Here is a 15,957-nt window from a genome sequence, read left to right on the forward strand (position 1 = left end):
GCGATCAATCTCTGTATCGTTCGAAGCCGCTCTTTTAGGGAGGCTGATTGGGTCGACAGTCGACGTCAAGTTCCCATCAACTCACTTTCCAGGTACGCTCCGAGTTGTTCTTGCTGCCGACGGGATCCTGATTTAGACATTTTGCAACCTCGACAAACAGGCCAGCCAAAAGATTTCGGTCAGTCTTGACATTGCCAAGATCGGAAAACATTTTCTCCATCAGCATCTGAATGCTTTCATTCTTTTGCTTGATTTCCTCACGCAGCAAATGATCGTTTCGATTTATCCGGTCCGCAACTTCCCGCTCAAGCTCGCTCAACTGATCCGACAACGCGCGCACCTGCTTTTCGAGCGCCTGATTTTGCTCGCGAAGATTCCGATCAATCTCTTTATCGGCGTCGGCTCGCGCGTCTTTTTCGTTCCGCAATTGCGCCGCAAGCGAGTCGACCTGCTTCTTTGCATTTGACTCGTACATTTCAAGATTGCGCTTGGCCTCGGATTCGACATCCTTGAAGCGCTGCAAGACCCGTTCTTCAAGCTTGGAAAAGCGGCGGTCATAGTCCTGCATCTGGTTGCCGAACAGCAGATCACGTATCTTGTCGACACCTACAGCGTCGCCGGGAGGCCCGCTCTCGCGAGCCTGGCCCGCCATGAAGTTCAGCCCGCTTCCGTCTGCATTACTTGTCAGATTTGCGTCCGCTTTATTTGCCGAAGAAGCGGTACTCGAAGATTCCTTGGCCATCCCATGCCCCTTCTTTTGACATTGCCACAGCGCTAATTTAGAAACTGATAAACATGTCAGCAAAATAGCCGACCCGCAAGCCGGAATTTTCTCGGCTCAAGTCGGTTCGTGCGTCCCCATTCGGATAGATTTCGACATGCGGCTCGATCCGGATCAGCTTGCGCTCGTGTCTTCGCCCGCGATCATCTTTTTGCCGATGAAATGCGAGAGCGGAGATGCCCTGGCGCATCGACCTCAGCTCCAAGCCGTCGGGCATGCGCGCTGCCATTCAGCCTGTGTTCAAGTCTTTTTTGCCCGCCTCTAATTTGCCCCGATCTTGACAGCGCAGTGCTGCCATCCGATGCCGTCATCCGGTTTTGACATTCGCCGACTCTTGCCGAAGAAAACGAAAGCTCGATGATCCAGGACAATGCTACCGCAAGGCGGTATGGTACCGATTTTCAATGCCGAGCAAACCGTCGGCACAACGCTTGCCGGCAGGCAGACCTACCGGATACTGGATATAGGGGTGATGGACGATGGGTCGACGGACTGATCGGCGTGGATTGTGACGACCTACGCCAAGAAAGATCAACGCGTCTTGTTGTGCGTTCGAACCGGGCGCGGGTAAGACGGCGTGGCGCGTGATCCCTTGGTTTCAATCGTGGTTCCTGCGCACAACGCGGAGGTAACGCTCGCGCGCGCACTCGATTGCCTTCTCGATCAGGAAATAGTGGATTGGGAGGCGATCATCGTCGACGACGCCTCCATGGACCGCACCCCCTCGATCATCGCCGGTTATGTAGAGCACGATGCCCGATTTCGGACGTTGAGGTCTTGCGCGTATAGCGCCGCCGGCGCGCGCAATAGCGGGATTTCGACAGCGCGCGGCCGCTGGCTCATGTTTCTGGATGCCGACGATTGGGTGGATGCCAGCTTCCTCGCAAAAATGCTGGCCGCACTGAAATCCGTTCCCGATGCAGTGGCCGCCTATTGCGGTTCCCGGCGCGAGATGCCCGATGGCGAACTCACCCCGTCGAGCATCGCAACGGAGGTTGCGATTCAGCCCTTCGAGACATTCGCCCGCAGACGTGCCATCGCCATTCACGCGCTGCTGGTCGACCGGGAGACAATTGTCGAGTTGGGCGGTTTCGATGTGTCGCTGCGCACCTGCGAGGACTGGGACCTGTGGCAGCGCCTCGCACGTCTGGGCAAAAATTGGGTGATGGTCGATGAGCCGCTCGCTTTCTATCGGACCAGCCCCAACGCGCTCAGCCGCAGTTCGACGCAGATGCTGGCAGATGCTGAAATCGTGATCGCCCGCGGCTTTTCCGCCGATCCCAGGGTCAAACACCCGGCGTCGGCTCACGCCAATGGAGCGATCGAGGCGAACGGCGGTACCGCCTCCGAGGCACTCGCGTGGTTCGCGTTGTGGAACGCCGCGTCGGATTGCGGCAGCGGCTCGCGCTCGATCAACCCGCAGTCCCTGCGCGCCCTCCCGCCAGGACGCAAAGGGGCGCGAGAGATCGCCAAGGTGATCTTCGATGGCCTAGCGGTCGGAAGCCTGTCGGTGCCAGCGCAATTGGCTGCCAGGTGGGACAGGTTCGGCGGCTCCCTCACCGAGTTGATCATCGAACTCGGCAAGGTCTGGAACAATCCCGACGCGGCTCGCCGCGTCCAGTATCATCTTGAGCAAATGCTGCTCGACGTCGACGATCTCGCCGCGCCGCGCAGGCTGGCGCGGACACTTGGAATTCGTGTCGACGCGCGAAATCCGACCACGGTCGAACTTCCGCAAGGAATCGATCAAATTTATGCCTATCTGATGATGGATGGCCAGATCGAGGCTGTCGTGCAATTCGGCGTACTTGGGACAGTGACAAGGGATTATTGGATCGAATTGATCCTGAATGTCGTGTCCCCCGAGCGGCTTGAAGGCCGGTCCGATCCGGACAGTCACTTCGGCAAACTCGCCCAATTGGCCGAGCAAGCGCGGGAGCTGGTTCGGTCGAGCACCGAACCTGCAGAGCCTCCCCCGGCGCTGCGCCGCGCACGGGCCAGGCACGACAAGGATCGCACGTCGTTCTGGAATGGCTATTTCGCGACCGAGGATCCCTGGAATTACGGTTCGTCCTATGAGCAGGAGAAATATGAGCGGCAGCTCGAAATTCTGCCTGCCGGTCCCATTGGACGGGCGCTTGAGCTGGCCTGTGCGGAAGGCCACTTCACGCGGCAACTGGCGCCGCGCGTGAGCCATTTGACCGCAACTGACATCTCCGCCATAGCCATCGAGCGGGCGCGCGCGCGATGCAGCGATCAGCCGAACGTTGAGTTCGGCGTACTGGATTTCATGGCGGATACGCTGCCGGGTGAGATGGATCTGATCTTCTGTTCGGAAGTGCTCTACTACCTGGATGATCTCGCCGAGTTGCAACGCTTCGCCAAGAAAGTCGTTGAGGCATTGGCGCCTGGCGGCAGCTTCATCAGCGCACACGCATTCGTGCTACGTGACAATCCTGAGAGGACGGGCTTCGACTGGAACACATTCGGTGCACAAGCGATCTCGGAGACGCTGGCAGGGACCGAAGGTCTTGTCCTCGAGCAATCGATCCAGACCGAGCTCTATCGCATAGACCGCTTCCGCCGCCTGTCACCAGGCGACGTGGCGACGGAACCAGTCATTGATCATGTGCCAATCCGCGCGCGCATCGATATGGGGGTCGCGCGAAAAATCGTCTGGGGCGGGGCGCGGGCCTTGCGCCGCGACGTCGCACGTAGCGAGCGGCGGCAGCGTATCCCTGTCCTCATGTATCACAGCGTCTCCGATGAAGGTCCGGCCGCGCTCGCCCGTTTTCGGCTCACGCCCGCCGCATTCGCCAGCCAAATGACATGGCTGCGCGCCAATGGCTTTCACGCGATTAGCTCCGAGCAGCTGGAATGGTTCATCGCCAACCGTCAGCCTTTCGTTGGCCGCCCAGTGCTCATCACCTTCGATGACGGCTTCCAGAACTTTGCCGACCATGCCTGGCCGATCCTGCGCGCGAACGACCTCACCGCGGAAGTGTTCCTGGTGACGGACTTGGTGGGTGAAAGTGCACAGTGGGACGCCTACAGCGGCCCGCCGACGCAGCTTATGGACGCCGGGACGGTGCGACGCCTCGCCGGCGAAGGCGCCTTCTTCGGAAGCCATCTGGCGACGCATCGCGCGATCGATGGTCTGTCGAGCTCTGACTTGGCCGCCGAGCTTCTGCGCTCTCGTATGTTCATCGAACGGTGGACCGGTCGGCCAACCGCGGCGTTCGCGGCACCCTTCTCAGTCACCGACCGACGGCTTGGCAGGCTGGCCAAGGAGTGCGGCTATCGAATCGGCTTCGGCGGCAGACACGGGCCGGCGGACCTCGATTGCGATCCCATCGACCTTCCGCGCATCGAGATTCGTGGGGATCGTTCGCTCGATGACTTTGTTGCGGTTGTCGAGGCCGTGCTCGCATGAACCGTGAACTTGTCAGTGTCTAGATTTGTAACAAGTTGGTTCCGCGTTTTGTTCAGCGTCCCGCTCCGCTTACCTCGTTCGCAAGTCTATTGGGCGACTTGGGACACGGCTGACATCAGCTCCTGCGGGCTTGGCGCCCCAAACATGTATCGCCCGCCCTCTGGAACCTCCGTGAAGCTCCAGCGGACGATCCCTTGCCGGTCCAGCAGGAACTGACCGATCAATTGTCCGTGTCCCGTTGCTATCATCTGCTCGTCGGCTTCGGTCAGTTCGTAATGGTCCTTCTTGTTGAGGATTTCGCTGGCCTCAAGAGGATCCATAGGACCGGGCAACTCGCCTGGTATGTCGACCCGCATATCCTTTGCCGCTGCCATCGAGACCTTGTACGGCCAGTTCGTCTCGTTTTGGGTGAATTCGAGATTGGGCAGTCCAAAAGCACGATGTGAAGCGCGTTCAGGGTCGGAGGCCGCAAGCAGATTCGGCATCGGATGGTAGCGGAAATAGAGACGCGCCCGTTCGATCGGCGTGTTGACCACCGTCAGGCTCTCCACGCCCTTTTCGCGCAGCTCCGGATCAAGCCGCGCCTGGGCGGCGATATGGCGCCGGCAAAACGCACAATGCAGACCTCGAAACAGGCCGACCAGCACCGGTTTTTGTCCGCGAAAGTCGTCAAGCGCGATCTTGCCTTCCTGGGTAATGGCGTCGAGTACCACGTTCGGCGCACGGTCGCCCGGTTGAAGCGGCACCAAGTCACTACGCGCGGACATTTCCAACCTCCAACCCCGGCTAGTCGAGAAAAGGCAGCACCACGAGCGCTTCCGGGTCGAGCCCGTGCTGGGCGCAAATACCCTGCGCCAGGGAAAAGTAGCGTTCGGCCTCGGCCAGGTTGTCGAGGTCGAGATTAAGCGTTGCAAGACCATCATAGCACGGAAACAGCAGTTGGGGTTCGCCCGTTTCGCGGGCTACGTCCAGTGCTTCGTGGAACAAACCAACGGCCAGGTCCGGACGGCCGTTGCACTGGTGGATCTGCCCAAGCACGATCAACGGCACCGGCAGGTGCTCGCGCTGGTCGAGCGCCCTGTCGATCTCGATGGCCTTCTCGGCAGCAGGTATGCCCTCCGTTGGACAGCGATCCGTGAAAGTACAACAAGCGACCGCCAGATTGGCGAGGAGGCGCGCCTGGAAACCCAAATCACCAATACGGCGCGCCACTTCAAGACCGCGCCGACAGACCTCCATCGCCTGTGCCGGATCGATGGTCGTGTATAGCACGCCGAGATTGGTGTAGCCGCGGCAGGCCGCGCCCAGCAGACCGGCGGCTTCGGCCAATTCAATGCTACGCTCAACCTGACGCACGGCCTCACGGTTTCGCCCGAGGCGAGCCAGCGCGACAGCCTTGGTATTGAGTGCCTCGGCGGTCACAAGAGTGGCATCACACCCAACCTCGGAGACATGCTCCGTTGTCAGATTGCGTACGCAATCCAGCGCCGCGTCTGCCCATTTTGCCGCGAGAGCGTGATCTCCGCTACGGAACGCCTGTCGGCCACGTTCTTGCCACAGATGCGCCTGCTCGATCGGGGCATCCGCCCCATCGAGGAGCGCTGCCGCCTCAGCATAGCAGGGTTCTGCCTTGTCCCGCTTGCCGACGTCCCAGAGCAGCCGACCGATCTTACGCAAAACTCGCGCCGAGGCGACGTGATTGGCCGCTTCGCGATATGCCTGCAACACGGTCTCGTAGTGGTGGTGCGCGATCTCGCGGCGGCCTGCCGGGCCGCTCAAATCGGCAATGCGCTCTGCAATTGCCAGTTTGAGCGGTGTTTGCCCGATCGCGTCCAATGCTGTCAGTGCTCGCTCGTAGAAACGAAGGGCGTCGTCGTTGGCGTATATCATGCGAGCGCGATCGCCTGCCGCCCGCAGGTAATGCGCGCCCTTCTCCCGCTCGGCGCTCTGTGCGAAATGATGACCGAGCACGGTCAAATCCTCGAGCCGTTCCGGCTGGTCGCCGCACAGTTGCTCCAAGGCAGCACCGACCCGCCCGTGGATGTCGGTCCGGCGTTGCAGGAGCAGATTCTGGTAGATCACGTCCTGCAGCAATGTTTGCGTAAAGCGGTAGCTTTGCGACAAGACCGAGCCTGATCCGGCAACTTCCTCGATGATTTCCGCATCGCAAAGCAGTTCGCAGCCGGCTTCAAGCCGGCCGGGGTCGGCCGTCACGGATTTCAGAAGTGTGGCATCGAAACGCGGGCCAATTACCGCGGCCTCCTGAGCCAACCGGCGCACCTCTGGGGGCAGCCGGTCGACGCGGGCAAGCAACATCGCCTGGATAGTGGCGGGGATGCCGGTTGCGACTTCGCCGGCCACAGTCCGCCATCGCTGGCCCTCTCGCATCAGTACACCGCGATCGATAAGGCCGCGAACAATCTCCTCTACAAAAAGGGGGTTGCCGCCCGCGCGCTCGAGGATCTGATCGAGAAGCCCTCCTGCGGAGTTTACCCAGCTCTCGCCGAAAAGCGCCGCGAGCAGCCTGCGTCCGTCATCACCATTGAGCGGCGGAAGCCTGAGCGCTGTGTGACTGACCCGACTTGAGTCGAGCTGGTCGTTGTCCGGCGCCGGACGATGCGTGACCAGCAACATCAACCGCGTGCGTTCTAACCTGTCCATCACGAAACGTAGTGCCTCGAGCGACACGGCGTCGGCCCAGTGCAGGTCTTCGACGACGATCAACAGCGGCGACAACGCAAGCCGCCGTTCGATGATTGTGCGGACTGCGTAGAGAATTTGCCGCCGCAACTGCTCAGGCTCGACATGCTGCAAGGTGGCATCGGGGTCGCCAAGGCCGAGCACATGATAGAGCAAAGGCATCAGCCGCTTCGCCTCCTCGCCCTGCAGGCCGAGATCGGCAAGCAAGCCTGCGAGCTTCCCCCGCATTTCGTCCCCATTGTCGTTTTGCATCATCCCGGCAGCGCTGCGCACCACGGCGCCCAAGGCGCCAAAAGATTGTTCGCCCAGCGGTGAGCACGTGGCCTGCCGCACGACGACGTTGCGAAAACGCTCCTCGTCGCCGACGCGGGCGACGAACTCCTTCACCAGCCGCGATTTCCCGATGCCGGCTTCTCCGACGAGGCGGACAAGTTGGGCCGAGCCGCCGCACGCCTGGTCAAGGCTCGCCATCATTCTATTGAGCTCCGCACCACGACCTATTAGTGGCGCACTGAGGCCGAGCGCCTCGAGCCCGCGCGCTGGGCGCGGCACCGCTAGCGGTGCGTCCAGTCGATGGACGAGCACGCTGCCAGCCTTGCCGCGAAACACGACATCACCCAGTGACTCGTAAGAGAAGGCATGCCGGGTCAGCCTGTGAGTGAGCTCGCCTACCAGCACCTCACCCGGTGCGGCCAGCGATTGCAGGCGTTGCGCCGTATTCACTGTGTCGCCGGTCACCGAATAGGATCTGGCGGTGCCGATGCCCAATCCGCCAGTAACGACCGGACCAGTGTTTATGCCGATGTGGAGTAACAGAGGCGAGCCGGAGTGGGGGGTGCTTTCGCCGAGCCGCGCCGTCCGGGCGATCATGTCGAGAGCGGCGCGAAGCGCACGTTCCGGATCGTCCTCATGCGCGACCGGCGCACCGAACAAAGCGAGCAGTGCATCGCCGATGAATTTGTCGACGAAACCACCAAAGTTTCGCACGGCCGCCGTCAATTCCTTGAACAGTTTATTCTGCAGCGCTTGCATGACCTCGGGGTCGAGCTGCTCGCTGAGTGTCGTGAAGCCGCAAAGGTCGGCGAACAGGACCGTTACCGTCCGGCGATCGGCGTCGGAGACGGGATGCAGCCCTTCTTCGCTTTCGATGTTCGGAAGCAGCGACGGAGTTCGAGAAGGCGGCACAATGGTCCGGCTTGGTGCCGGAGCAGGCCGTTCGACGGCTTTTGCGGGCGCACCGACGCTTGCCCCACATTTCGGACAGAACTCGAAATCAGGTGCGCAGGCGTAGCCGCAACTGGCGCATGGCACGGGCTGGCGCCTGCCACACCTCGGACAGAAGGCGTAACCGCCCTCAATCTCGAAACCGCAGCCCGAGCAGTCCATCGAACAAGACCTCACTAGTGGCCGTGACGGCGTGATCTCGCCCGCACTGCACGGCCAGGCTATTCACAAGGATGCACCGATAGCCGTCGACGAGCAAGCGGCAGCGCAAATGGGCATCGAGCCATCCGTGTGGGTCCGGTGGCAGAGCGCTACGCATGACCTCTTGATGCAACGGCTGGCTCGCTGTCAGCTTGCGGTTGTGACTTAGGCTCAGGTCGGCTTGATCTCTGCCTGGCCGATCTTGCGCCATCTGGCGTTTTCGCGAACCAGTTTTAGGTCGTCGGTCGTCTCGGCAAATGTCCGCAATCGGTATTGCCGGAGCAGGTCCGGGAAGAGCGCTCCTTCCGGCAGGCCGGCAAGCTGCTCGCGGACTGAGATCTTTTCATCGATGACCCGCATGCCCCAGGCATTTTCCCGAACCTGCAGCTCCGCAGCCAGATCGCGCTCTTCCGGCGCGTTTTCGTCTAGCGCGGCCAGAAGGATCGAGTGGAAAAGCGCTACATAGCCAATCTGTCTCAGGCCCCCCACGACCCGCGCGCGCGGCAATATGGCAAGGACGAGGAACGTCAGGAACAAGTTCGGCAGCAGCACGCCGTCCAGCAGCGCCTGCCTGAGATACGGCCGCTCGAACGGGATGGAAAGACCTTGCGGCCTGTCGGGCTCGATCAGGTGCCCGTTCTCGAGAACGAGTTTGCGCACGCGCTCCTCGCGAATGCCCCAGAAATAGTCCGTGGCATTGGGCAGGAATCTGCCAAATGGGCTCGATGCGGCCTCTTGCCAGGCACGTTCGAGACGCTGGCGTCTTGCGGGTTCAATGAGCAGTCTGGAAAGAAGGCCGCCGTCATATTCCAGATGCCGCGCCATGGCAGCCGCGGCGGCCCGATCATCGATGAAAACCGGCAGGGCCATGCCGGCACGATCCCAATTGGCGACCAGATCGTGGTTCAGGGCAGTCAGCGCATCGGCGGCGGTTTCAAACACCTTGTCCTGGCTGGCAAGCAGTGTGCCCAGCCAGCGGCTGGCATCCGTTTCATCGCCCACCGCTTCGAGCGCGCGCTTGTTGAGGGAGACGGGACCGGCCACGCAGGCGCTTTTGCGGCACAGTTTGTGGCGCCCCATGCCGAACAGGTTGACCTTGTCGTCGCCGACATCGAGCCATCCCGGCCCCTCCCGGCCAACTGTCTCCATGGTCATCGTCGTTCCCATGAAGCCGACGAAGGCCGACAGCCCGTTTTCGACCGCGCCGAGCCAGGCAAGCAGGAGGGCATCGAAGGTGATCCGGTCCATCAGAAGCAGGCAGTGCAGGCCGGACTGAATCACCGGTCTGTGCTCGAACTCGTCGAGGGCTTTGCCGATCTCCTCAGGCCGCATGATCCTATCGAGGCGCTGATGCAGGACTTCGCGCAGGATCGAGCGGGCAGCGATCGCCGGGCCCGATGCAGGCCTTGCCACCGGCCGCCACAGATGGCGGGCGTAATCGGAAACCGGTGCATTCCAGTTCTGCTCGATGTCGCGCACGACCTCCGGGCAGAGCAGCGACAGCACAGCCAGAATTTCCAGCGGAGGGGTAGGGGTTGGATCAAAGACGGCGGTCATTGGTCCCGTCTAGCCGCTTGCGGTGTAAACGCCAAGCGAGACCAGACTTGCTGGATGCAGCCCTGTTCGCTGACTCGGCACAAATTGTCAGATTGGCTAAACAGCCAAGGCAAACAGCGGATCTTAGAACCGCAGCCGGGCCATGCTCAGGAGGTCGTGGTACTGCCCGTCGGTAAAGCCGGCCTTCACATGCCGGCCTTCGATCTCAAAGCCGTGGCTCTTGTAGAGACGGAGGGCCGGTTCGTTGTCGGCATAGACGGTCAATTCGACTCGCTTCAGGGCGCGCCAGTTGTCGGCCACGTCAAGCAGCGCGCCAAGTATGGCAGAGCCGATACCTTTGCCAACAAAGGCATCGTCAAGGCCGATATTGATCTCGCCGATGTGCGAACGGCGCGGTGAACCCTGCACGACCAGGCTGCCATGGCCGACGACCTTGCCGTCCAGCTCGGCAACGATCCAGGTGGTTTCCGGGCCGGACTTGGCGATGCGCCGCGCCACCTGCTCCACCATCTCGAAAGGCATCCTGAGCGTGCCCTGGCGGAAGCCCGGCATGTTGAAAATAGCGCAAAGCGCCTCCGCATCGCTTGGCCGGACGGACCGGAGCAGCGGCTGGCTTTTCTCGGAGGGTGGCGACGTCGTGCTGGTCATGGCGTTCCCGGCGAAGGCAATCGGACCGGTACGATGCACCGGACGCCACCTGAAAATCCAGCCGTCTCTCAACCTATGATGCCGATTGCGAGCTGAAATACCGGGAGGCGGCGTAGAGTTTGAAGACGCCGCTGATGCCGATCCAGCCGAAAAGCGTGAGCCAGCACAATGTCCCGATCGCCGTCCAGTCGATCCGGTGCACCGCAGCGTCGGTGATGACGACGCCGAGGATGGCAAGCAGGCCAACCAGAAACTGTGCCAACCCGAGCACCAGCAGTTCCTCGCGCGGCGCGCTTCTCCAGACGAGATATATACCGCCCGCACCGGCGAGGAAGATTGCGCTGTAGACCTGAGCGTGGAAGGCATCGATCGGCCATGGCCAGATGCCACTGAATGTCAGGGGAAACAGCAACAGGCCGACGCCATAGAGCCCAAGGATCGCGGATTCCACCGGCATGTAGCCGCGCCATGCGGGATTTAAGGTCACGCCTTTCGCAGAAGGACGGGCTCTGGCCCGCCACAGGAACAGCCCGGATACCGCGACCGAAGCAAGATAGACCAAAAACCACAGCCAGGGCGCTTTGCGCTCGAAGTTGAAATAGCCGAGATTGATGAACGAAGCCACCGACACGATGAAGGTGAAGATGAAGGCCATGACGAGCACGAGCCTGCCGGGCGACCAGCGATTCCAGGCCAGCAGCGCCGCCATCACGACCATTTCGGCGGTGTAGAAGCCGCCGAGAAAGCGCGCATTGAACGGCGTGACGGCCCAAGGCCAGCCCGGTTTGACCAGAACAGGCACGAAAAACAGGCCGGCGCCTACGATCAGGACGATGATGACGACCGCAGAGAAAAGGCGCAGGGTCGCGGGAAATGGCGGATTGTCGGATGTCGGCATGGGAGAAAATCCCAAAGATGAAGGCTCCATGGACCATCATAATGCTGCTTGCGGCCGGTTAAAATCGGCCTAAGTGAACGGTCACCAGGCTTATCCATTCGAATGGCCGCACGGTTCGTTTCGAAGTAAGATGGAGCATTCGGACCAAAGACCGGTTCGGTCAAAACGCCACGGGGTGCATTTTCCGGAGCCTGCACGATGAACGAAGCTCAGGATCTGTTCTCACTTCTGCGACAATCGGCCGATGTCGATCCACAGGCGATCGACGCGATCAAGCGAACCATCGCGGAGGGCGAGGACCGCGAACTTTGCCGCATCAATGCGCCAGCCTTCGCCAGCAAGCATGGCCTCGACGAGGAGCGCGCAATAGGCGCCTTTCTCCATGCCGCGCGGGTGGGCATCTTCGACATTTCCTGGAATGTTCTGTGCCCCGGCTGTGGCGGCGTGCTCGACACCAACGCCACGCTGAAAACCCTGCAAAAGGACGAATACACCTGCGCGCTGTGCTCCGAGGGCTATTCACCGACCCTCGACGAGATGGTCGAGGTGACATTCACCGTCAGTCCCCGCGTGCGCAGGATTGCCGCCCACAATCCACACGAACTGCCGGTGGCGGAATATTTCCGCCAGATCTACTGGGCGTCCGGCGTCGATCTGCCGGAAGAGCATTTCGCGGAAAAGATGGAAGCGTTCTCGCTGGAGGATATCGAGCTTGCGCCCGGTGAAAAGGCGGTTCTGCCCATACAGCTTCCGTCCGAATTCATCATCGTCTTCGAGCCGGTCACCCACTCGGCGCAGTTCATCGACGGGAAGGGCGAACCAACAAAGGAGCGCCGAAGCCTCTCTTTGGCCTTCGACCGCGACCATGTTCAGAACCAGACGCTGGAGATGCAACCCGGCCCGTTGCGCATTTCGCTGGAAAACCGGACCGACACCCGCGTGCTGCCGACGGTCTTCATCGCCGGCCAGGCATTGCATGATTTCCTGGGAAAACGCCGGCCCTTCCTGACCGCCAAGCGCCTGCTCACCAACCAGACGTTCCGCGATCTCTATCGCACGGATACACTCGACATCAACCAGCGCCTGAAGATCACCAGCCTGACGTTCCTGTTCACCGACCTGCGCGGATCGACCGAGCTTTACGAGCGGGTGGGCGACCTTTCAGCCTTCGATCTCGTGCGCGAGCATTTCCAGGTTCTGCACGAGATCGTCACGGCGGAGGCAGGCGCGGTGGTGAAGACGATCGGTGATGCGGTGATGGCGACCTTCGCGACGCCCGATCGTGCGATTGCTGCAGCCCTCAGGATGCGCGATGCCATGCGTACGCTCAACGACAAGAGCGGGCGCGAGGATCTGCTGCTCAAGATCGGAGTCCATGCCGGCCCTTGCATCGCCGTGTCTATGAATGAGCGACAGGACTATTTCGGCCAGACGGTCAACATTGCTTCGCGGGTCCAGAACCTTGCCAACGCACAGGCGATCTTCGCCACTCGATCGGTGGTCGACGACAATCTCACCGCCGATCTCTTACACAGGAACGCGCTGACGCCCGTGCCCCACGAGGTCTCGCTGCGCGGCATTGACCGGGAGATAGCAGTATACACGATCCCCTGAAGGCTTGGCCCTGAAGATTTGGCTCGTCCCGGCCCCTCACACTCGCCTACAGATAAAATAACGATCGGCGGGAACCGAAGGTGGCGGCGGGAGGCGTTGCAACTGCGGGTGATCGAGCGGCGTGCCGCTGACCGCGATGCCGCCGACGCGAAGTAGGCGCGCGGTCAGATCGGGAAGCCAGGTAGAGATCACTGCATCGCGATCTTCATAGCCGGTGCCGATGTCGGCATGAACAAGGGCGGCGTCGATGCCAATGAACCTGCTCGCCGTCTCGCGTATTTCGCCGAGCACGAGGTTTTCAGCTTCGGGAATTGAGCTGGCGTGTGCGGCAAGTGCGCGGTCGAACGCTATGATCCGGCGTCCGGGCAGGCGCTCGCGCAGATGGTGGAACGTCCGGCCATTACCGAGGCCGAGCTCGAGCACGGGGCCCTCTATCTTCGCCACCTCGGCGCAGACATGATCGAGTATGTCGCGCTGTGCGGTCATCCTCCGGATGAAACTGTCGAGGCGACTCATGCGCGATTGTATCTCCTGAACAAGTCCACGAAATCAACTGCCCCCGACCAGAGCGTTTCGCGGCTGAAACCAGAGGCGACGTGTTAAACCCCGATCGAGTCTTGCCGCGTGTAGAGGCGAACGATGAACACTGCAACAAGCGAACAGGCTGCCGACAAGGATCATACCGGGTGGAGTCGGCGGCGCGGCGCGCGGCGGAATAGCGATGTCACTTGTAGGGGTCCGCGGCGTCCCGCAACCCGTCGCCGAGGAAGTTGAACGCCAAGATGACGAGAACGACGGGGAGCATCGGCAAAAGCAGCCATGGATAGAACGCGATCACGCTGACGCTGCGCGCCTCGGTGAGCAGGATGCCCCAGCTGGTTATCGGCGCCCTCAGGCCGAGCCCGAGGAAGCTCAGCGCCGTCTCGCCCAGGATCATGCCGGGTATGGAGATCGTTGCCGTCGCGATCAGATGCGACATAAACCCGGGAATGAGGTGTCGGCGGATAATGCGGCTGCTTCTGGCGCCCATCAATTGCGCGGCCAGAACGTAATCCTCCTCGCGCAAGGCTAGAAGCTTCGAACGCACGGCCCGCGCCAGTCCGGTCCAGTCGAGCAGCCCGAGGATGACGGTGATGCCGAAATAGATCAGGATCGGACTCCAGGTTATCGGCATGATCGCCGCCAGAGCCAGCCATAGCGGAATACTGGGGATCGATTGCAGAACTTCGATTATCCGTTGAACGATCAGATCGAAGATACCGCCGTGATAGCCGGCCAGTCCGCCGATGACAATGCCGAGCAGGAAGCTGAAACTGATGCCGACGAGGCCTATTGTCAGTGAAATGCGTGCGCCATAGATGATGCGCGAGAGCACATCGCGCCCCAGCCTGTCAGTGCCGGCCAGAAAGAGCTGGCCGTTTTCGGCGGGGCAGACAAAATGCCTGTCACCTTCGATCAGGCCCCAGAACCGGTACTTGTCGCCCTTGCAGAAGAAACGGATCCGCTGAACATCATCCTGTTGCTCGATGTAGTTTCGCTTGAGCGTGTCCATATCCAGCGTCATCTGGCGGCCATAGACGAACGGCCCGACGAACTGGCCGTTGTGGAACAGGTGCACCCGCTGCGGCGGCGAATAGATGTAGTCCATGTTGCGCGTGTGCAGATCGTAGGGCGCCAGGAACTCGCAGATCAGTATCCCGAAATAAAGCGTTGCCAGGAATATGCCGGATACAAGGGCAAGCCGGTGCCGGCGGAATTTCCACCACATCAGCCGCAGCTGCGACGCCTGAAAGACCTTCTCCTGCTCCGGCGTCATCGCCTCGACCGACTGCAGGTCAAAGGGCTCGATGGAAACGTAGTGTTGCAGTGGGGCACCCGGAGCGGGCAGCGGCGATTGCGTGTTCATTTGGTGCTGCCGCCTTGCAAACGAATTCGCGGATCAAGTAGCGCCAGCGCTAGGTCGGAAATCAGGACGCCGATGACCGTCAGGAAGGCGAGGAACATCAGGAACGACCCTGCGAGATACATGTCCTGGCTTTGCAGCGCCTTGATCAGCATCGGCCCGGTCGTTTCCAAAGACAGCACGATCGCCGTGATTTCGGCACCGGAGATGATGGCCGGCAGGATAGAGCCGATATCCGAAATGAAGAAATTGAGCGCCATGCGCAGCGGATATTTGACCAGCGCCCTGAAGGGATGAAGGCCTTTGGCGCGCGCGGTCACGACATATTGCTTATGCAATTCATCGAGCAGATTGGCGCGCAGCCGCCGGATCATGCTTGCCGTGCCCCCGGTGCCGATGATCAAGACCGGAATCCAGAGATGGGCGAGGATCGACTTCGCCTTGGCCCAGCTCATCGGCTCGCCGAGATATTGCTGGTCCATGAGATGGCCGATGGACGTGCCGAACCAGATGTTGGCGAAATACATCAGGATCAGCGCCAGCATGAAGTTCGGAATCGCAAGGCCGAGAAGGCCGAAGAAAGTCAGGCCGTAGTCGCCCCAGCTGTATTGATGCGTGGCGGAGTACATGCCGATCGGAAAGGCAATGAGCCAGGTGAAGATGATCGTGACGAAGGAAACCAGCACCGTCAGCCACATTCGGTCCCCCACGACGTCGCGAACCGGCAGCTCATATTCGAAGGAATAGCCGAAATCGCCGTGCAGCATCCCGCCGACCCAGTAGAAGTAGCGAATGACCGGTGGCTTATCGAAACCATATTCCTTGCGCATCATCTCGATGCGATCGGAATCCACCGCTTCGCCCTGAGCCCGAAGCTCGGCAACATAGCTGTCGAAATAGTCGCCTGGGGGAAGTTCGATGATCGTGAACACCAGTGCCGATATGACCAGCAGCGTTGGAACCATCACGGCGATGCGCCAGACCAAATATCGAAGCAC

General features: G+C 60.9%; 12 protein-coding genes. 2 read left to right on the forward strand and 10 right to left on the reverse strand.

What is annotated here, in order from left to right:
• Positions 1–76: 76 nt before the first annotated feature.
• Positions 77–742 (reverse strand): DUF3450 domain-containing protein, encoded by a 666-nt coding sequence (locus NKH42_RS09830; RefSeq protein ID WP_352506856.1) that lies wholly within the window; start codon positions 740–742, stop codon positions 77–79.
• A 37-nt stretch (positions 743–779) separates the two neighbouring features.
• Positions 780–971, reverse strand: a complete 192-nt coding sequence (locus NKH42_RS09835) for a hypothetical protein (protein ID WP_352506855.1) — start codon at positions 969–971, stop codon at positions 780–782.
• Positions 972–1,358: 387 nt separating this feature from the next.
• Here NKH42_RS09835 and NKH42_RS09840 point away from each other — a divergent pair, with 387 nt between their 5' ends.
• Positions 1,359–4,214, forward strand: a complete 2,856-nt coding sequence (locus NKH42_RS09840) for a trifunctional glycosyltransferase/class I SAM-dependent methyltransferase/polysaccharide deacetylase (RefSeq protein WP_352752078.1) — start codon at positions 1,359–1,361, stop codon at positions 4,212–4,214.
• Between the two features lie 86 nt (positions 4,215–4,300).
• Here the strand turns inward: NKH42_RS09840 and NKH42_RS09845 are convergent, their stop codons facing one another.
• From NKH42_RS09845 to NKH42_RS09865, 5 genes are all read right to left on the reverse strand, one after another.
• Complete coding sequence (locus NKH42_RS09845; protein WP_254818884.1) at positions 4,301–4,981, reverse strand: redoxin domain-containing protein; 681 nt, start codon at positions 4,979–4,981, stop codon at positions 4,301–4,303.
• Between the two features lie 19 nt (positions 4,982–5,000).
• Positions 5,001–8,300 carry an ATP-binding protein gene (locus tag NKH42_RS09850; protein WP_352506853.1) on the reverse strand — a complete coding sequence of 1,100 codons (3,300 nt, stop codon included), beginning with the start codon at positions 8,298–8,300 and terminating at the stop codon, positions 5,001–5,003.
• A 210-nt stretch (positions 8,301–8,510) separates the two neighbouring features.
• Positions 8,511–9,896 (reverse strand): hypothetical protein, encoded by a 1,386-nt coding sequence (locus tag NKH42_RS09855; RefSeq protein ID WP_352506852.1) that lies wholly within the window; start codon positions 9,894–9,896, stop codon positions 8,511–8,513.
• 123 nt (positions 9,897–10,019) lie between these two features.
• Positions 10,020–10,544 carry a GNAT family N-acetyltransferase gene (locus tag NKH42_RS09860; RefSeq protein WP_302895874.1) on the reverse strand — a complete coding sequence of 175 codons (525 nt, stop codon included), beginning with the start codon at positions 10,542–10,544 and terminating at the stop codon, positions 10,020–10,022.
• A 73-nt stretch (positions 10,545–10,617) separates the two neighbouring features.
• Complete coding sequence (locus NKH42_RS09865) at positions 10,618–11,442, reverse strand: hypothetical protein (RefSeq protein ID WP_352752080.1); 825 nt, start codon at positions 11,440–11,442, stop codon at positions 10,618–10,620.
• Positions 11,443–11,640: 198 nt separating this feature from the next.
• On the opposite strand from NKH42_RS09865, the gene NKH42_RS09870 reads away from it, so the two are divergent.
• The gene (locus NKH42_RS09870) at positions 11,641–13,056 is read left to right on the forward strand and encodes an adenylate/guanylate cyclase domain-containing protein (protein ID WP_352506850.1); all 1,416 of its coding nucleotides are present in this window, start codon (positions 11,641–11,643) and stop codon (positions 13,054–13,056) included.
• 36 nt (positions 13,057–13,092) lie between these two features.
• On the opposite strand, the gene NKH42_RS09875 is transcribed toward NKH42_RS09870, so the two are convergent.
• The 3 genes from NKH42_RS09875 to NKH42_RS09885 all read right to left on the reverse strand — a co-directional run bounded on the left by NKH42_RS09875 (position 13,093) and on the right by NKH42_RS09885 (position 15,957).
• The gene (locus tag NKH42_RS09875; protein WP_352506849.1) at positions 13,093–13,572 is read right to left on the reverse strand and encodes a class I SAM-dependent methyltransferase; all 480 of its coding nucleotides are present in this window, start codon (positions 13,570–13,572) and stop codon (positions 13,093–13,095) included.
• A 208-nt stretch (positions 13,573–13,780) separates the two neighbouring features.
• Positions 13,781–14,962, reverse strand: coding sequence for an ABC transporter permease (locus tag NKH42_RS09880; RefSeq protein WP_254818876.1), 1,182 nt, complete (start codon positions 14,960–14,962; stop codon positions 13,781–13,783).
• The gene (locus tag NKH42_RS09885) at positions 14,959–15,957 is read right to left on the reverse strand and encodes an ABC transporter permease (RefSeq protein WP_254818875.1); all 999 of its coding nucleotides are present in this window, start codon (positions 15,955–15,957) and stop codon (positions 14,959–14,961) included. The genes NKH42_RS09880 and NKH42_RS09885 overlap by 4 nt, the downstream gene beginning before the upstream one ends.

The sequence above is a fragment of the Mesorhizobium sp. M1142 genome, assembly GCF_040318565.1.
In the GTDB taxonomy this organism is placed as follows: Bacteria; Pseudomonadota; Alphaproteobacteria; order Rhizobiales; family Rhizobiaceae; genus Mesorhizobium.